Consider the following 17,438-nt stretch of genomic DNA (forward strand, 5'->3'; position numbering starts at 1 on the left):
GTATTTCTCTACCGTCGATGGCTTTAAGGCTTTTTTCCGTTTAATTTTCTTTCTGCGTTGATGGCTTGATTAAGCGCATCAATATATTGACTGGGCTCAACAATACGCTGCTCATTACGTGCTTTGCCTTTATTGGCATTTGCTTTTAGGTGAGTACTGTCCGTATATAATACCCGACCACTTATCAACCCTTTGGCAATGGCCTGCTCAACAATATTATCAAAAATCTGTTGATAGATTTCACTGTCATTAAACCGACGGCGACGATTTTGACTAAGTGTTGAGGCGTCAATCACTTTTTCGGTTAATCCCATTCCCAGAAACCAGCGGTAAGCTAAATTGACCTGAATTTCCTGAACCAGACGACGTTCACTGGGGATACCGAAAAGATATCCCAATAACATGATTTTAAACAGTCTGACCGGATCTTCTGCCGGACGACCGTTATTAGGGCAATAAAGTGGTGCTACCGCTTCTCGAATAAATTCAAAATCAATGACTTTAGCTATTTTACGAACAAGATGATTTTGAGGGACAAGCGCATCTAGCGAGATTTGCTCTATTTTTTCTGGTGTCGCTGGAGTTGGTTTTTTTAGCATAGAAGAACTTCTCTTATAATGGACTCCTCTCTATTAGATCAAAAAACTCGCCAAAAAGCGAGTTCTTTGTCATCAATCTGACCCTAGTTTATCTAGGGTTTTTTATTATGTTATCAAGTTAATTTTCCAATGTATTACGAGGTGCTCCATCTGCTTTCAGCCTAGTTTTCTTTTGTATTGCGGTAAACTTCCTATTTGATACTTCTACAACACATGGAGCCATAAATGTTTCATTTTTACATGGAAGATGGATACTCTTAAATAATTGCCAAAATTGGTTTTTAATAAACTTTCATAATAAAAAAACACGCACTGATTATAAGTGCCATTGGTTATTATTTTCACATTGTTCAGCAATCATTTTTCTTAGCTCTGATGAGTCAAAATCAGGTTCATATTCTACTTTTGCCTGACCTGTTTTTGAACAAGCTCTATCTTTATAGTTGCTAGATTTTAACCCTTACTAAGTATGAAGTTATTATCCTTTTCTAGTCAACGAGAAATAATAACTCATTGAATAAAAATAATAATACAAGAAAAATACGCGTTTATTTGTAGGGTTTTCAGCCTGAATTATCACCATCTTAGTGGGCAGTTCAATACTGTCAAGTTAACTGTTTTTGTATAGGAATCTCAATACAGATAATCTATCAATAACACATCTTTGATTATTTGCTACTACTTGCGGCTATATTGGTAGATTTAGTATGTAAAAAAGTGAAAAATGAAGAAGTAATTGGCGCTTTAAGATAATAAGAATTAATGTGAAACGATATGCTAAATTTTAACATATTTATTTTTAAAATAAGCTTAAAGAAGATGGCGGAAGCGCAGGAAAAAATAAAAACATCCAGTTAATTACAAATAATTGATTTTATATAATTTATTCATTACTCACCTCATATATATAACTGTGTTCTACCTTTTAAAAGTGGACTATATTGGATTGCTATGGGCTAAAATAATATGGTGTTCAATCAAAGTCAAACCGAAGTTCTGAGTGATGATCATCAAATTTAGCTTTATGAAAAAAGTTAATTTGACGGTGCCAACCAAAGAATTACAAAACACTCTGGTTCAAAATTATCTATCTCTCATGTGCTTTGGTGAAAAACCGAACCGCTTACGGAAATAAATTGCAAATCTAGATCCTGAATCATATCCAACTTCTTGTGCGATTTGTGTAATATTTAAATGAGTGGTTTGTAGTAGCTTTAATCCATAACTCATTCTTGCCTCAAACAGTATATTAGACAAACTTGTTCCTTCATCAGATAGGCGTCGCCTTAATGTTGACTCACTCATGGCAAAATGTTTTGCAATTGCTTTTGATTGCCATTTTTGTAGGTGCACCTAAGATTAATCGTTCCAGCTTCTGCTTAAGACCTTCATTTACTGAGATAGGAAAATTAATATTTACTATTTCTAAGCATCGTAATAATTGTATAAATTGATGTAAAAGCAAATCATAATTTGAGAGAGGATCTTGAATAATACTGATTGTATAATTTATTGATGCATTAAAAATATTGGGAACAGATCGCACGATTTTTATCTGATAGGTAAAGTCTGTTGACTGTGTGGTTTTTAAAGACTCATACTGTTTTAGTATTTCTTGTGACCAAGTAAAACAGTCGGCCAAATAAATTTTATTTTGAATATTTTGATTAGTAATATCTAAAAGACTGTTAGCAGGAACAACTAATAATTCTCCTGCTAATATCTCATAAATTTCACCTTTATAGCTGATAACCTTTGATCCTTGAACTACACGAATTAACATTGGATCAACTATTCTCACCTGCGATGATTTATAATTACAACTTTGTGAAACTCGTGAGTACTGACCTAATGTAGTAAGCTGCTGTGATTTTTTTATTACCTGATTCAAAAAATATCCTATTAGCAATATTTTATTGCTGATAATTGTACATTATTGTTGCTTTACCTAATAGATTCGTATTTGCAATAAATCCTATTAATGCGGGTGATGTTGAATCACTAACATTAATATGTTCAATACTCAAAGCATAAATAGTAAAAATATAGCGATAGCTTGTGCCTTTGGGTGGGCATGGCCCCCCATAATAAACATTACCAAAATCATTGCGCACAGCTTTGCTTCCTTTTGGTAATAGTAAGGTATTATTACCTGCATTTTTTACAATATAATTTACATTCGCTGGTATATTGGCGACTACCCAGTGCCACCAACCAGAGCCAGTTGGCGCATCTTGGTCATACATAGTAATGACGAAGCTTTTTGTGCCTTGAGGTGGATCGTTCCAACTAAGACTAGGTGAAATGTTCTCACCTTTACAGCCAAATTCATTAGCAATATATTGACTAGTAAAACCATTCTTGGACAGATCACTACTTTGTATGCTAAAGCTTTGTGCGAAAGTATTAAAACTGACTAAATACAAAATAAAAATTATTATCTTTTTCACTTTATTTCTCTTATCATAAATTAGAGTGAAATTATTTTAGATAGAAAATAATAAAAATTCTGCACAAATTAGCTCAATTATAGTACAAATGTGCTTAGATAATAATTCTATTTAGAGTTTAGTGAAGTTTTTTAACACGATTTGGTGCTATTAATTTAACCCATCCCTTGTATGGATATTGTCAAATTAATTTTCTAACATGGGTTTAAATTAGAAGATAGCTATCAAATTACAATTTACTATTAAAAGTTAACTTGACAGTCCCCAAAAAAATATTAAAACATGGTATTTTATTTGATATGAGTTTTTAGATATTGATTTCTTCTATGCCTTGAGAGAAGATGGCGGAAGCGCAGAGATTCGAACTCTGGGAGGGTCGCCCCTCGCCGGTTTTCAAGACCGGTGCTTTCAACCGCTCAGCCACACTTCCGCAATGGCTGTAAATACTAAAGTAGACTTGCTTATTTGTAAATAGCTATTTTAATATTTTTTATCGTTTGCTTTAAATTTAATCAAATTATATAGAAAACACATAATGATGGCGCTTTCTTTTTCAAAATTAGTGTTGGATTTTGATTAATTGAGTATAATAAAACGCAAATGAATTAGCGTATGTTAAAAATGTTAGAGCAAATAGAAACCGATGATAAAGGCTATTTAAAAAACTGGCAGGATTGGACTATTGATTTGGTTCCTGAACTGGCTGCTAATGAGTGTATTGAATTAACCGATGCGCATTGGGAGGTTATCTTATTTGTCCGTGATTTTTACTTAGAATATAAAACATCACCAGCTATACGTGCGTTAGTTAAAGCGATAGAAAAGAAGTTCGGTGCACAAAAAGGCAATAGCCGCTATTTGTATAAGTTATTTCCTGATGGCCCAGCTAAACAAGCGACTAAACTTGCAGGTTTACCAAAGCCAGTTAAATGTATATAAATAAAGGATAACGTTACATTCATGAGAAGATGGAAGCTCCCTTTATTACTATTAGTTGTGTTTGGTTATCTCCAATATTCTTTATGGTATGGCAAAAATAATGTGTACGATTATCGGGATAATGTAGAGATGTTAGCCAGTTTGCGGGCTGATAATGAGAAATTGAAGGCTCGTAATGAGCAAATGTTTGCTGAAATTAACGATCTACAACGTGGTTCTGAAGCGATAGAGGAGAGGGCTCGCAGTCATTTAGGTATGGTAAAAGCTAATGAATATTTTTATCGAATTATCATTGATTCAGATTCAAAAAAACGATAATGCATAACATGAATAATCTTAATAATATTATCGCTATTGTGCCAGCTGCAGGAATTGGTTGTCGCATGAATAGCCAAATCCCTAAACAGTATTTAAAAATCGATTCAAAAACAATCTTAGAACACACACTAAATAAATTATTAACACATCCTCAAATAGCGAAAGTTATTGTTGTTATTAGCCCTGAGGATAACATCTTTAGCTCGCTCTCGATAGCTTCGCACGATAACATTAGTATCACTTTAGGCGGTAAAACTCGTGCTGATTCTGTGTTAGCTGGATTACAATTGTTAAATAATAAGCAATGGGCATTAGTTCATGATGCCGCAAGACCTTGTGTGGATCATGATGACATATCTCGCTTGATAGAAACGGTGATCAATAAAAAGCAAGGTGGTATTTTGGCTATGCGTATTAACGATACGATAAAACGAGCATGCCAAGATAATGACACTATTATTGATTACTCTGAAGATCGAACTTATTTATGGGGTGCAGCAACACCTCAATTATTCAATGCTGGTGAGTTAAAATCTTGCTTACAACATGCTTTAAATAACCATATTACAATTACTGATGAAGCTTCAGCTATTGAGTATTGTGGAGGGCATCCTTTATTAATTGAATGTCGTCGAGACAATATAAAAATAACGCGTCCTGAAGATTTAGCGTTGGCTAATTTTTATTTAACTAAGCAAATTTTAAATAGGTAAAAATATGAGAATAGGTCATGGATTTGATGTCCATAAGTTTGGTGGTGAAGGTCCAATTACGCTTGCTGGTGTAAAAATTCCTTATCAATATGGACTTATTGCTCATTCTGATGGCGATGTTTTATTACATGCAATAACAGATGCGCTGATTGGTGCATTAGCATTAGGCGATATTGGTAAGCTATTTCCCGATACAGATCCAAAATATAAAGGCATAGATAGTCGGATCTTATTGAAAGATGTGTACAGTATTGTTCAAGTTAAAGGTTATGAATTAGTGAATTTAGATGCCACTATCATTGCGCAAGAACCCAAGATGAGACCGCATGTTGATCAAATGAGAGTTAATATAGCTGAAGATTTAAAAGTTCATTTTGAGCAAATTAGTGTAAAAGCAACAACAACCGAGCAGTTAGGCTTTACGGGACGTAAAGAGGGCATTGCTTGCCAAGCAGTAGTATTATTAGCTCGAAAAACTAAAACAGATTAAATTTAAAAGTAGGCAATACAAGTGTTAACACAACTTAATTATTTATATGGAAAACCGACAGCCACAGGGCAATATAAGCAACAATACGAAGATTTTGTCGTTACAGAACATCTTGGTTTTGAGTTGACTGGTGAGGGTGAGCATGTTTTAGTTTATTTGCAAAAACGTGATTGTAACACTATTTTTGTGGCTGAACAGTTAGCTAAATATGTTGGTATTTCAACTAAGTTAGTGAGTTATGCAGGATTAAAAGATCGTCAAGCGATAACAACGCAATGGTTTAGCTTACATATGCCAGGTCAACAAACGCCAGACTTCTCAGGATTTGATTTAGCAAATTGTCAGATATTAAAAGTTACCCGGCATAATAAAAAATTAAAAATAGGGGCGTTAAAAGGTAACTATTTTAAAATTATTTTAAGAGATTTAACCGCTCAATCTGAAATCGAATCTAAATTAGAATTGATCAAACAACATGGTGTGCCTAATTATTTTGGTGAGCAACGCTTTGGCCGTGGTGAAAATAATATTACCCAAGCTATAAACTGGGCAAAAGGGGCTATTACGGTTAAAGATAGAAAAAAAAGAAGTTTTTATCTCTCTGCAGCGAGAAGTGCTATTTTTAACGACATTGTGAGTAAACGAATTGAACAACAGCTTCATAAAACTGTTATTGATGGCGATATATTACAACTAGCACAACGCAGTAGTTGGTTTGTTGCACAAACAGATGAGTTAGCATTGTTACAAGCACGTTTAGAAAACGGTGAGATTAATGTTACAGCACCAATGATGGGGGATTCACCACTTGGTACACAATTTAAAGCGTTGGAGTTTGAACAAGAATGTTTAGAAAATTGGTCTGAATTTTATGATCTATTTAAAAAAGAGCGCGTTGAGACAGCAAGGCGCTCACTATTGTTACGAGCAGATCAACTCAATTGGCAATGGTTAGATTGTCATAGTCTTGAACTTGATTTTTATTTGCCATCAGGTTGTTATGCAACAAGTGTGATACGTGAATTAATAATAGAAAATGAGTAGCCAAAATGCAAAGCCCAAAAATGCAGTCCCTAATTAAATTTTTGCGTCAACAAGCAATAAAAGATGAGCGAGTTTTAGATGCTATCGCTTCAATTCCTCGAGAACATTTTGTTGATGAGGCGTTGTCTCATCAAGCTTATGATAATTGTCCCTTACCAATAGGTAATGGGCAAACTATTTCTCAGCCCTATATTGTAGCAAAGATGACCGAATTATTAAGGTTAGAGCCTCACTCAAAAGTGCTCGAAATTGGTACAGGATCGGGATATCAAACTGCGGTTTTGGCAAAATTAGTTAAACATGTTTGTTCGCTAGAACGTATCAAGAGTTTGCAATGGAATACTAAACGCCGTTTAAAACAACTTGATATTCATAATATTTCGACACGTCATGGTGATGGTTGGTTAGGTTGGCCAGAGCGAGGGCCATTTGATGGTATTATCGTTACTGCCGCCGCATCCGAAGTGCCACAAAGTTTATTAGAACAATTAGCAGATAAAGGCCGGCTAGTTATTCCTGTTGGCGAAAATAAACAGACTCTCCAATTAATTGAGCGTGATGGACATAATTTTATCGTGAAGGATATGGGTGAGGTAATATTTGTTCCTTTAGTTAAAGGCGATATAGAATAATGGGCCTGTATTTCAAATAGAAAATAAAATATTTATTTTCTATTTTTATACTGAAACACGCTTGGCCCTAAAATCTTTTGACAATATCTTATATATTTATTGTTTCTGCTTAGAACGTTCCCATTCACAGATTCCATAAATAGCATTAAACAAGTAAATTAAGTATTGTGTTGCAATAACGATATTGTCGGTATAGATATTTAAACCAATTACCAGTACATTTAATATAACCCATAAATACCAGTTAAACGCATAGCGCATCATCAATAATAATTGAGCAACAATACCTAGACCAAATATAAAACAGTTAGTTATTAGTTGGTAGGTTGTATTAGTTGCACCAATTTTATCCGTTAAATAAATATTAATAAAAGCGGCAATAATAAGAAATATGATTGTATATAAAAATGTGGTTTCATTGAGTGAGCGAACTTTAACGTTTTTATTATTATCAAGGTTCTTTTTCCAAGTGAATAAACCATAGATGTGTGAACAAAAATAGTAGACTGGCGGTAATCCTGCACCAATATTGCCGCCAAGAACATTAGCACAACATTCTGCAACTACGGCAAACATACCTAATACATTCCCCATGTTTTTACGTTTTGCTAATAAGATAACACATAGCAGACCGCAAAAAGCGCCTATGTAAGAAGTAGCATAGCGTAAATCAAATTCAGTAAATGGGTCAGTGTATAAGAATGCTAGTGTTACACATAATATACAAAAAAATGGATAGAATTTACTGCGTCCAATTAAAATGGCAAGATTGCTTAATTTATTCATAATTTATTACTCTTCATCATTAATAAGTTGATTAACTAGTTCAATGCAACGTAAATAACGTTCTTCGTAATCGGGCGATTCTATTTCTATATATTTGATATTATTTTTTTCTAATAACGTTATTAATAGTTTTTGAAAATCTTTACGTTGTTTTGGACTGCCTAAATGACGTAAACCGTCAGCCACCCATGGCGTGTTATTGCCAAGTAAAATCACTAAATCAAAACGATAGTTATTGATCATAGCTTGTAAAAATGGATGTTCTTTACCTTCATATTTTTTACAAAAAGCTTGAGTTGTCACAAAATCGGTATCAATAAACGAAATTTTATTGGCATGTTTTATGGCAAAATCGATATATTGTGCATGCCCTAATGCGATTTTATCGTAGTCAGCATACTGTAATGCGCGTTCGTCCCCGCCAAGTTGAGAAAATACATAATCCCGACCATATTCCCATGCACTGGTTGTGTTAAATACGTTTGCTAGTTTATTCACTAAAGTCGATTTACCACTAGATTCACCTCCTAAAATGGCAACGGTTCTAACAAAAAATGGTCTTACTTCTGTTGGGATGTATTGCCAATTTTTGAGTGGTGCTTGGCGAATTTGAGTTCCACTAACTTGCATAAATTGCCGTTTTGGATCAATAAGCACCGTGTCTAAATTAAACAAATCTTTATACATAGCAACATCTTGTGGTTCGCTTGAATACACAAGATCAGGGTTAATACCTTTGGTTTTAAATAATTTTTTTACCCGCTCACTCCATTCATGCCAACCATTAGGATAAGCTGGAATACCGTCTTCTTCGAGTAATTCAATGTGGATATTTTTTTGATATTTAAAAGTTTGCAGTAACCAGCGAATACGATCGTTAATTGTTGGTTGGCGGGACATAGCACTTTGTTCAAATAGTGTCATATCACGAGTTGTATCAGAACAAAGTACGACATAGAGTTCATCCACTTGGCTGATTGCGCGCTGAATGAGATAGATATGTCCTGTATGTAAAGGATAAAACTTACCAAAAATAACCCCCACTTTTTTGTTTTGGGTTGATTCTTCAATTTGTAAATATTGATGAAGTGATTGTAATTTTTGTGCACTTGGATTTTTAATTTTATTATTAATTAGCTGGCTTAGGTAGCCTTTAGTCATGTGGCAGGCATCGGCAACCGTTTGTAATGATATGTTTTTTCGCTTTATTACTGTTTTTAAATAACTGAAGTCACACATAAGATCTCCTTATATTTTGTTTTTTATTTTAAACGCAATATAAATCAATTTTTAGTTTTGTTCAATATATTAAACAAAAAATAATTTATTCTGATATAGATTCTTGGAAATTTATCAGTTTAGCCGTAAAACCTCATCCTTTAGGGCGAGGATATAAGGCTTAAATTACGAAGTCGTTTTAATGTTTTAGGTTGGGATTCGTTGCTGCTCTATATATTGTCTAATAATAGCAATAGGTACGCCATCACAACTGACGGCAAAGTAGGATGGAGACCATAAAGAGCCGCCCCATAATTTACTTTTAATTTGAGAATGATATTTTTTCCTAATCATTCTACTGGAAACACCTTTTTAAGCTATTAACGAGTGAAGATAATGCAATTTTAGGCGAATAATTAACTAACAAGTGAATGTGATCATCCTCACCATCAAACTCGATAAGCTGGGCATCAAAGCCTAAACATACCTTTTCAAATATAGGTTTTAAATCATCAATCATATTTTTAGTAAAGACATGTCTTCGGTATTTAGTAACAAACACCAAGTGAGCATGTATTTTAAATACACAGTATCTACCGTGTCTAATTTCATCTTGCCTATTCATAGAACAAACAATAGTAGAATAGATACGATAATACGCAAAGCCTTTAAATTTGAATTAATGCCAAATGGTGAGCATGTCCGTAAACTTAAACAGTTTTGCGGCGGATGTTTTCGGTTTGTTTTTAATCAGGCTTTGGCGCGGCAAAAAGCGCAATATGAACAAGATAATACAATCAAGTTCAGTTATACCAAATAGCCAATTTACTTCCTGAATGAAAGAAAAATACGGGTGGTTAAAAACCTGCCATAGCTAAGCATTACAACAATCATTAAAAGATTTAGAAGCCGCCTACCGTAATTTTTTTCGAAAACAATCGGATTTCCCTAAGTTTAAGAAAAAAAGATTAAGGAAAGCATTCGTTTTCCGCAAGGGACAAAACTAGACGAAAATAATAAGCGTATTTTCATTCCTAAAGTGGGTTATATTCGTTACAGACAAAGTCAATTAATTATCGGTACGATAAAAAATGCCACAGTCAGTTTAGTTTGTGGTAAATGGTTTGTTTCTATTCAGACTGAATATGAACAAGTAGGGCCAATACATCAATCTAATACCGAAATTGGTATTATATGGGGATTAGCCGTTTTGCGACATTAAACAATTGTGCTTACTTTGAACTATTAAATATATTCAAACAAAACCAATTAAAACTAGAAAAATTACAGCAATAACTTAATCATAAGAAAAATTTAGCCAAAACTGGATAAAGCCCAAACGGAAAGTACCTAAACTACATCATCATATAACCAATACTGGAAAAGACTACTTACATAAGATTTCAAATGAAATCAACTAAAACCATGCTATGATATACATAGAAGACTTAAAAGTAAGTAATATGTCTAAATCAATAAAAGGTAATCACTTGGAACATGGTAGAAACGTTAAAGCAAAATCAGGTTTAAATAAATCCATATTAGATCAATCCTGATATGAATTTAGACGTCAACTTGAATATAAAAGCTATTGGCGATGAGGATTTGTATACAGTGTAGCTCCTAAGTATACAAATCAAACCTACCCTTGTTGTTCTCATGTAGCAAAAGATAATCGTAAAACACAAGCTAACTTTAAATGTGTAAGTTGTGGCTACAAAGAAAATGTCGATGTTGTTGGGCGTTAAATATACTCAGGGTAGGCCATACCCCAAGCGTCTGTGAAGTGAACGATGCAGTAATGTCGTCAGTAGCAGAAACCCACCGAAGCGAGTCAGCCATAAACTAACTGCAGCAGGAATCCCCGCCCTTTTGGGTGGGGAAGAATGTCAACAACATTTAAACAAATATTGTTATTTTTGATGTAACCACTCAGCGACTTGTTTAGCAAAATAGGTTAAAACACCATCTGCACCAGCGCGTTTAAAGCAAAGTAAAGATTCCATAATTGCTAATTTTTCATCTAACCAACCGTTTTGGATTGCTGCTGTTAACATGGCATATTCCCCAGATACTTGATAAGCAAATGTGGGCACAGCGAAAGTTTCTTTCACTCTTCGAACTATATCAAGATAAGGCATGCCTGGTTTAACCATGACCATATCCGCACCTTCACTTAAATCCTGATAAATTTCTTGTAATGCTTCACTACTATTCGCTGGATCGAGTTGGTAAGTTTTTTTATTGCTGCCTTTTATATTTTTAGCAGAACCGACCGCATCGCGAAAAGGTCCATAAAAACTTGATGCATATTTTGCTGAATAAGCCATAATTTGCGTATTAACAAAGCCTTGTTTTTCTAGTTCATCACGTATTGTACCAATGCGTCCATCCATCATATCGCTTGGTGCTATAATGTCAGCACCTGCTTCTGCTTGCATTAACGCTTGTTTAGCAAGCGTTTGAACGGAAATATCATTTTGTACATACCCGTGTTCATCAATAATACCATCTTGCCCATGTGTAGTATAAGGATCAAGAGCAACATCGGTGAGTATGCCTAGCTCTGGGAACTCTTTTTTTAATGCTCGGATAGCTTTTGGTACTAATCCATTTTCATTATACGCTTCTTGCGCTAGCAATGATTTTTTTACCGGATCAATAGCAGGAAATAATGAAAGGACAGGGATCCCTAATTTAACTATTTGTTCTGCTTCTTTTAGTAATACATCAATGCTCATTCGATTTACATTTGGCATTGAGGTAATGGGTTCAGTAACATTATTGCCTTCAATAATGAAAACTGGATAAATGAGGTCATTGACGGTCAAGCTGTGTTCTGCAACCATACGACGACTAAAGTCATGAACTCGGTTACGACGTAAGCGACGTTGTGGGTATTGACCTGTAAATGATGGCATGAAAAACTCCTGTTTATTCTTAATGAGATTTGATTTATTATCTGACGCTATATTTTGATTAGCAAATTAATTTGTAGTCTGATAATAATTCTATTTTTTACTTTACAACATATATCGATTAGGAGTAAAATTACGCACTAAATTTTAGTCCCTTGTGATATTAAACAAATTTGAGGTGAGAGGCACATGCCAGTAATTAAAGTACGTGAAAATGAACCTTTCGATGTAGCATTACGTCGTTTCAAACGTTCTTGTGAAAAAGCAGGAGTTTTAGCTGAAGTTCGTAATCGTGAATTTTACGAAAAGCCAACCACTATTCGTAAACGAGCAAAAGCTGCAGCTGTTAAACGTCATGCTAAGAAATTAGAAAGAGAAAACGCTCGTCGCACTCGTCTATATTAATAGTTTTAAAATTATTTATACTGAAAGTTGGAATTGATATTAAAATCAATTTGTTATCTTCTAATATAAAGAATTCTAACAAGCCGTATTTTTAATACGGCTTGTTGCCTTTCTGTAACAGTAAAATTGGTTAAAATTTATCATGAAAGGTTTTATTCCTCGCGATTTCACCTTAGATCTAATTGCTCGAACCAATATTTTGGATGTCATTAGCAAGCGCGTCAAAATGAAAAAAAAAGGGAATAATTATTTTGGTTGTTGCCCTTTTCATGATGAGAAAACCGCCTCTTTTTCACTTAATGAGAAAAAGCAGATTTATTATTGTTTTGGGTGTGGTGCCTCTGGATCTGTTGTTAATTTTTTAATGCAATATGAACGGTTATCTTTCCCTGAAGCTATTGAAGAATTAGCTAGCATGCAAGGTATTCAGGTACCTTATATTGATACTGATAATAGTCAAATAGATCAATCAAAGCATATCGAATCTAGAAATGTGCGCCGTGACTTGTATGCATTAATGGCTAAAATTACTAATTTTTATCAACAGCAATTGGCCTTGCCAACATCCATAGAAGCCCATAAATATCTTGAACAAAGAGGGCTTAATGCCGAAATTATCGCCAGATATAAAATTGGTTTTGTGCCTAATGAATGGCGATTAACATCACAAAATGTGGTTAAAACAAAAGCTGAAGCTGCACTTTATCAGCAAGCGGGTATGTTAGTAACCAATGATAGCCGTAACCAATATGACCGTTTTCGCGGGCGAATCATGTTTCCTATTCGAGATAGGCAAGGAAATGTTATAGCATTTGGTGGGCGAACTATCATTAATGATCCTGCAAAATATATTAATTCACCAGAAACCCCTATTTTTCATAAAGGTTTTCAGTTATATGGACTTTATGAAACACTTGAGGTTAATCGTAACCCTCAGCAACTTGTAGTGGTTGAGGGTTATATGGATGTGGTTTCGCTTGCTCAATATGGCATTGATTATGCTGTTGCCGCTTTAGGTACAGCAACATCAGAAGAACATATTAAATTGCTGTTTAGAGCTACAGATTCGGTCATATTTTGTTATGATGGTGATAATGCTGGACGAAACGCTGCTTGGCGAGCTCTGAACGTTTTATTACCTTGTTTAATCGATGGAAAGAAAATTACCTTTGCTTTTTTACCTCAAGATGAAGATCCAGATACTTTTGTGCGTAAAGTTGGTAAAGAGGGTTTTGAAAAATATTTAAATGAAGCGCCAAATCTATCAAAATTTTTATTTGATGAGCTTTTAAAGCAAGTTGATTTAAAAACGGCTGAAGGAAAAGCGAAATTAAGTTCGCTAGCTTTACCGTTGCTTGATCAAATTAGAGCAAAAGCTTTCAGATTAAATTTATTACAAAAATTAGGTAATTATTTAGGTTTACTTGATGTTTCTCAACTAGAACAATTGTTAAATGAAAATCGTTCTAAAAAAGATGAAAAAGCCAATGAAAATACACCTAGAACACAAATAAAATTAACTACGATGCGCATTTTAATTGGTTTACTACTTCAATACCCAAATCTTGCTGAGCAAGTTTCTGATCTCAATGCAATTCGTCAAGTTAACATGGCTGGAATTGAGATTTTTATCGAATTGCTTGAATTATGCCAACGTTATCCCAATATAACAACAGCACAAATATTAACAGAATGCATAGACAGGCCGTTTTACAAACAGTTAAGCCGTTTATCAACATGGGAGCACCATTATCAAGATGATGAAATAAGCTCAACTTTTTCACATACTTTAAAAGAGTTGTATGATAATATACTCGCCCAAAGGCAAGATGAACTGATCGCAAAAGAGAGAGTCTCTGGCTTAAGTGCCGCAGAGAAAAAAGAATTGGCGACTTTAATACTTGTTTTATCAAGAAAAGACTAAATATATAGGCTATATGTAGACTCCAACTATTAGTCTACATATATAATATAGATGACCAAATAACTAAAGTGGATACCTTTTATGGAGCAAAATTCTCAATCACAGCTAAAACTCCTGATCATTCGAGGTAAGGAGCTAGGATATTTAACCTATGCTGATGTCAACGATCACTTGCCGGAAGAGATTATTGATTCAGATCAGATTGAAGATATTATCCAAATGATTAATGACATGGGGATTCAAGTGCTTGAAGAAGCCCCAGACTCTGATGAACTATTACTTTCAGATAATGTCCCTGATGAAGAGGCTGTTGAAGCTGCAACTGCCTTAGTATTATCTAATGTTGAATCAGAAATTGGTAGAACAACTGATCCTGTTCGTATGTATATGCGAGAAATGGGCGCGGTTGAACTACTAACACGCGAAGGCGAAATTGATATTGCTAAACGTATTGAAGATGGTATCAATCAAGTTCAAACTTCAGTATCAGAATATCCAGAAGCAATTACTTATCTTTTAGAGCAATATAATTTAATCGAAAGTGGCCAAGTTCGTTTATCTGATTTGATTACAGGCTTTGTTGACCCAAATGCTGAAGAAGTGACAGACGAATTGCCAGAAGATTTAGAAGTTAGTGAATCTGAAATTGAAATTGATGATAGTGACGATGAAAATGAGGATGAAGAAGGAGACTCTTCAACCGATGATGATGTTTCTATTGATCCCGAAGTTGCAAGAGCTAAATTTGCTGAATTAAAAGAGCAACACGATAAAACGTCTGATGCGATCAAAAAATATGGCCGAGCTCATAACAAAGCACAAAAAGAGATCGAAAATCTATCAGAAATATTCAAGCAATTTCGTTTAGTCGCTAAGCAGTTTGATATTCTCGTTAATAATATGCGCAGTATGATGGAGCGAGTCCGAGCACATGAACGCGTGATTATGAAGCTTTGTGTTGAACAATGCAAAATGCCGAAAAAACAGTTTATGACGTATTTTACCGGTAACGAAAATAATATGAGCTGGTATGAAAAAGCGCTCACAGCTAAAGGCGCATTTGCTGTAAGTTTGAAACAGTTTGAAGAACCAATCCAAGTTCAGGTTAACTTATTGCAACAAATCGAAACAGAAACTAGTCTATCTATTGAACAGATTAAAGATATTAATAGACGGATGTCTATTGGTGAAGCCAAAGCCCGCCGCGCCAAGAAAGAGATGGTGGAAGCTAACTTGCGTTTAGTTATTTCCATTGCCAAAAAATATACGAATCGTGGGTTACAGTTCTTGGATCTTATCCAAGAAGGTAATATAGGTTTGATGAAAGCGGTCGATAAATTTGAATATCGTCGTGGTTATAAGTTCTCGACTTATGCAACTTGGTGGATAAGGCAAGCTATTACTCGTTCTATTGCCGATCAAGCAAGAACAATCCGTATCCCGGTGCATATGATTGAAACAATCAATAAATTAAACCGTATTTCACGCCAAATGTTACAAGAAATTGGTCGTGAACCAACACCTGAAGAGTTATCCGAACGAATGCAAATGCCAGAAGACAAAATTCGTAAGGTACTTAAGATTGCTAAAGAGCCAATTTCAATGGAAACACCGGTTGGGGATGATGAGGATTCCCATTTAGGTGATTTTATTGAGGATACTGCTCTTGAGCAACCGTTAGATGCAGCGACATCTGAAAGCTTGCGTAGTGCAACACGTGATATTTTATCAGGGCTAACGCCAAGAGAAGCTAAAGTATTACGTATGCGATTTGGTATAGATATGAACACAGACCATACGTTAGAAGAGGTAGGTAAACAATTTGATGTTACACGTGAACGTATTCGTCAAATTGAAGCTAAAGCCTTGCGTAAATTGCGCCATCCAAGCCGTTCCGATGTGCTTCGTAGTTTCTTAGAATAACGTTATTACCTATTAATATCGCCACAATCGTGGCGATTTTTTTTACTAATTAGACTAAAAGCAAAACTATGAATATCCTACAACGTTTTAAAATCGATCCATTTCTATTAACGTTAATTTGTGTCGTAATTACAGCTAGTTTTTTACCATGTAAAGGGCAGACTAAAGTTTTTTTTGAAAATCTGACTACCTTTGCTATTGGCTTGCTCTTTTTTATGCACGGCGCTAAGCTTTCCTTTCAAGCGATTGTTATTGGTATAAAAAATTGGCGGTTACATTTAGTTATTTTTATGACCACTTTTGTTATCTTTCCTGTTCTAGGAGTAATGATGCAAATATTGGTTCCCACTTTTTTACCGCAAAATCTTTATTTAGGTTTTGTTTATCTTTGTGTATTACCCGCAACCGTTCAATCTGCTATTGCGTTTACCTCAATTGCAAAAGGCAATGTGGCTGCGGCTATTTGTAGCGCCTCAGCGTCAACATTTTTAGGCGTATTTATTACCCCTATTTTGGTTGGCTTATTGATGCATACCCAAGCCTCGAATTCTATGAATATGCTAGATGCTATTATCTCTATCATGTTTAAACTTATGTTGCCATTTATACTTGGTCATTTATCAAGGTATTTCATTAGTAAATGGGTGGATAAATATAAAAGTATTATTTCTAAAATTGATCGCTTCTCAATTTTATTAGTTGTATATGTTGCCTTTAGTGATGCCGTCGCAAATGGCATTTGGTCTCAAATTAGCTTTTTATCACTTTTAGAAATTATTTTTTACTCTATTATGTTATTAACTATTGTCTTGTTAATAACAACCTATGTTTCAAGATTACTTGGCTTTAGTAAAGAAGACGAAATTACTATTGTATTTTGTGGCTCGAAAAAAAGTTTAGCAAGCGGCATTCCAATGGCTAGTATTATTTTCCCAATGTCTATAACAGGGATAATCATTTTACCATTAATGATTTTTCATCAAGTTCAATTAATGGTTTGTGCCATTTTAGCTGAGCGTTATGCAAAACGAAAAATTTAAAATTTGTTTTGCTCATTGCCCTATTCTCAAGGATAATAG

At 34.5% G+C, this 17,438-nt stretch carries 16 protein-coding genes, 1 tRNA gene and 3 pseudogenes; 11 read left to right on the forward strand and 9 right to left on the reverse strand.

Annotation, left to right across the window (positions count from 1 at the left end):
• Nucleotides 1-26 precede the first annotated feature (26 nt).
• From A9G40_RS12775 to A9G40_RS12795, 5 genes and pseudogenes are all read right to left on the reverse strand, one after another.
• Nucleotides 27-599: pseudogene (locus A9G40_RS12775) on the reverse strand (IS5 family transposase); the annotation flags it as partial.
• A gap of 1,083 nt (nucleotides 600-1,682) precedes the next feature.
• Nucleotides 1,683-1,904: a helix-turn-helix transcriptional regulator gene (locus A9G40_RS12780; protein WP_065583337.1), complete on the reverse strand. Its 222-nt coding sequence runs from the start codon at nucleotides 1,902-1,904 to the stop codon at nucleotides 1,683-1,685.
• Complete coding sequence (locus A9G40_RS12785) at nucleotides 1,897-2,490, reverse strand: hypothetical protein (protein ID WP_065583338.1); 594 nt, start codon at nucleotides 2,488-2,490, stop codon at nucleotides 1,897-1,899. The genes A9G40_RS12780 and A9G40_RS12785 overlap by 8 nt, the downstream gene beginning before the upstream one ends.
• Before the next feature lie 22 nt (nucleotides 2,491-2,512).
• Nucleotides 2,513-3,049, reverse strand: a complete 537-nt coding sequence (locus A9G40_RS12790) for a YbhB/YbcL family Raf kinase inhibitor-like protein (protein ID WP_065583339.1) — start codon at nucleotides 3,047-3,049, stop codon at nucleotides 2,513-2,515.
• Nucleotides 3,050-3,391: 342 nt separating this feature from the next.
• Nucleotides 3,392-3,479 (reverse strand) — tRNA-Ser (locus tag A9G40_RS12795).
• A 191-nt stretch (nucleotides 3,480-3,670) separates the two neighbouring features.
• On the opposite strand from A9G40_RS12795, the gene A9G40_RS12800 reads away from it, so the two are divergent.
• From A9G40_RS12800 to A9G40_RS12825, 6 genes are read left to right on the forward strand one after another with little or no spacing between them, the layout of a single operon-like run.
• Nucleotides 3,671-3,988 carry a TusE/DsrC/DsvC family sulfur relay protein gene (locus A9G40_RS12800; protein WP_065583356.1) on the forward strand — a complete coding sequence of 106 codons (318 nt, stop codon included), beginning with the start codon at nucleotides 3,671-3,673 and terminating at the stop codon, nucleotides 3,986-3,988.
• A gap of 21 nt (nucleotides 3,989-4,009) precedes the next feature.
• Nucleotides 4,010-4,306, forward strand: a complete 297-nt coding sequence (gene ftsB / locus A9G40_RS12805) for a cell division protein FtsB (RefSeq protein ID WP_065583340.1) — start codon at nucleotides 4,010-4,012, stop codon at nucleotides 4,304-4,306.
• Nucleotides 4,306-5,019, forward strand: coding sequence for a 2-C-methyl-D-erythritol 4-phosphate cytidylyltransferase (gene ispD / locus A9G40_RS12810; RefSeq protein WP_065583341.1), 714 nt, complete (start codon nucleotides 4,306-4,308; stop codon nucleotides 5,017-5,019). Before ftsB ends, ispD begins: the two co-directional genes overlap by 1 nt.
• Nucleotides 5,020-5,023: 4 nt before the next feature.
• Nucleotides 5,024-5,509, forward strand: a complete 486-nt coding sequence (gene ispF, locus A9G40_RS12815; RefSeq protein WP_065567912.1) for a 2-C-methyl-D-erythritol 2,4-cyclodiphosphate synthase — start codon at nucleotides 5,024-5,026, stop codon at nucleotides 5,507-5,509.
• 21 nt (nucleotides 5,510-5,530) lie between these two features.
• Nucleotides 5,531-6,553, forward strand: a complete 1,023-nt coding sequence (gene truD, locus A9G40_RS12820; protein WP_065583342.1) for a tRNA pseudouridine(13) synthase TruD — start codon at nucleotides 5,531-5,533, stop codon at nucleotides 6,551-6,553.
• A 5-nt stretch (nucleotides 6,554-6,558) separates the two neighbouring features.
• Nucleotides 6,559-7,185, forward strand: a complete 627-nt coding sequence (locus A9G40_RS12825) for a protein-L-isoaspartate(D-aspartate) O-methyltransferase (protein ID WP_065583343.1) — start codon at nucleotides 6,559-6,561, stop codon at nucleotides 7,183-7,185.
• Nucleotides 7,186-7,281: 96 nt separating this feature from the next.
• Here the strand turns inward: A9G40_RS12825 and pnuC are convergent, their stop codons facing one another.
• The 3 genes and pseudogenes from pnuC to tnpA all read right to left on the reverse strand — a co-directional run bounded on the left by pnuC (nucleotide 7,282) and on the right by tnpA (nucleotide 9,814).
• Complete coding sequence (gene pnuC, locus A9G40_RS12830) at nucleotides 7,282-7,971, reverse strand: nicotinamide riboside transporter PnuC (RefSeq protein WP_065583344.1); 690 nt, start codon at nucleotides 7,969-7,971, stop codon at nucleotides 7,282-7,284.
• Between the two features lie 6 nt (nucleotides 7,972-7,977).
• Complete coding sequence (nadR, locus tag A9G40_RS12835) at nucleotides 7,978-9,210, reverse strand: multifunctional transcriptional regulator/nicotinamide-nucleotide adenylyltransferase/ribosylnicotinamide kinase NadR (protein WP_065583345.1); 1,233 nt, start codon at nucleotides 9,208-9,210, stop codon at nucleotides 7,978-7,980.
• 186 nt (nucleotides 9,211-9,396) lie between these two features.
• Nucleotides 9,397-9,814 (reverse strand): annotated as a pseudogene (gene tnpA, locus A9G40_RS12840) (IS200/IS605 family transposase).
• A 57-nt stretch (nucleotides 9,815-9,871) separates the two neighbouring features.
• On the opposite strand from tnpA, the pseudogene A9G40_RS15910 reads away from it, so the two are divergent.
• Nucleotides 9,872-11,038, forward strand: a pseudogene (locus tag A9G40_RS15910) (RNA-guided endonuclease InsQ/TnpB family protein).
• Between the two features lie 64 nt (nucleotides 11,039-11,102).
• Here A9G40_RS15910 and hemB read toward each other — a convergent pair.
• Complete coding sequence (gene hemB / locus A9G40_RS12850; RefSeq protein ID WP_065583346.1) at nucleotides 11,103-12,110, reverse strand: porphobilinogen synthase; 1,008 nt, start codon at nucleotides 12,108-12,110, stop codon at nucleotides 11,103-11,105.
• Between the two features lie 186 nt (nucleotides 12,111-12,296).
• Here hemB and rpsU point away from each other — a divergent pair, with 186 nt between their 5' ends.
• From rpsU to A9G40_RS12870, 4 genes are all read left to right on the forward strand, one after another.
• A complete protein-coding gene (gene rpsU, locus A9G40_RS12855; RefSeq protein WP_034882800.1) occupies nucleotides 12,297-12,512 on the forward strand; it encodes a 30S ribosomal protein S21 in 216 nt (71 codons plus the stop codon).
• A gap of 142 nt (nucleotides 12,513-12,654) precedes the next feature.
• Nucleotides 12,655-14,436, forward strand: a complete 1,782-nt coding sequence (dnaG, locus tag A9G40_RS12860; protein ID WP_065567857.1) for a DNA primase — start codon at nucleotides 12,655-12,657, stop codon at nucleotides 14,434-14,436.
• A gap of 81 nt (nucleotides 14,437-14,517) precedes the next feature.
• Nucleotides 14,518-16,359 (forward strand): RNA polymerase sigma factor RpoD, encoded by a 1,842-nt coding sequence (gene rpoD / locus A9G40_RS12865; RefSeq protein WP_065567856.1) that lies wholly within the window; start codon nucleotides 14,518-14,520, stop codon nucleotides 16,357-16,359.
• A 68-nt stretch (nucleotides 16,360-16,427) separates the two neighbouring features.
• Nucleotides 16,428-17,399, forward strand: coding sequence for a bile acid:sodium symporter family protein (locus A9G40_RS12870; RefSeq protein ID WP_065583347.1), 972 nt, complete (start codon nucleotides 16,428-16,430; stop codon nucleotides 17,397-17,399).
• The last annotated feature ends 39 nt before the right edge of the window (nucleotides 17,400-17,438 follow it).

The organism is Gilliamella sp. Nev3-1 (genome assembly GCF_001690435.1).
In the GTDB taxonomy this organism is placed as follows: domain Bacteria; phylum Pseudomonadota; class Gammaproteobacteria; order Enterobacterales; family Orbaceae; genus Gilliamella; species Gilliamella apicola_C.

Coding starts and splice junctions, on each gene's coding strand:
- A9G40_RS12780 (WP_065583337.1), bottom strand. CDS start 1,904: ATGAGTGAGTCAACATTAAGGCGACGCCTATCTGATGAAGGAACAAGT.
- A9G40_RS12800 (WP_065583356.1), top strand. CDS start 3,671: ATGTTAGAGCAAATAGAAACCGATGATAAAGGCTATTTAAAAAACTGG.
- ftsB (WP_065583340.1), top strand. CDS start 4,010: ATGAGAAGATGGAAGCTCCCTTTATTACTATTAGTTGTGTTTGGTTAT.
- ispD (WP_065583341.1), top strand. CDS start 4,306: ATGCATAACATGAATAATCTTAATAATATTATCGCTATTGTGCCAGCT.
- ispF (WP_065567912.1), top strand. CDS start 5,024: ATGAGAATAGGTCATGGATTTGATGTCCATAAGTTTGGTGGTGAAGGT.
- A9G40_RS12825 (WP_065583343.1), top strand. CDS start 6,559: ATGCAAAGCCCAAAAATGCAGTCCCTAATTAAATTTTTGCGTCAACAA.
- pnuC (WP_065583344.1), bottom strand. CDS start 7,971: ATGAATAAATTAAGCAATCTTGCCATTTTAATTGGACGCAGTAAATTC.
- nadR (WP_065583345.1), bottom strand. CDS start 9,210: ATGTGTGACTTCAGTTATTTAAAAACAGTAATAAAGCGAAAAAACATA.
- hemB (WP_065583346.1), bottom strand. CDS start 12,110: ATGCCATCATTTACAGGTCAATACCCACAACGTCGCTTACGTCGTAAC.
- rpsU (WP_034882800.1), top strand. CDS start 12,297: ATGCCAGTAATTAAAGTACGTGAAAATGAACCTTTCGATGTAGCATTA.
- dnaG (WP_065567857.1), top strand. CDS start 12,655: ATGAAAGGTTTTATTCCTCGCGATTTCACCTTAGATCTAATTGCTCGA.
- rpoD (WP_065567856.1), top strand. CDS start 14,518: ATGGAGCAAAATTCTCAATCACAGCTAAAACTCCTGATCATTCGAGGT.
- A9G40_RS12870 (WP_065583347.1), top strand. CDS start 16,428: ATGAATATCCTACAACGTTTTAAAATCGATCCATTTCTATTAACGTTA.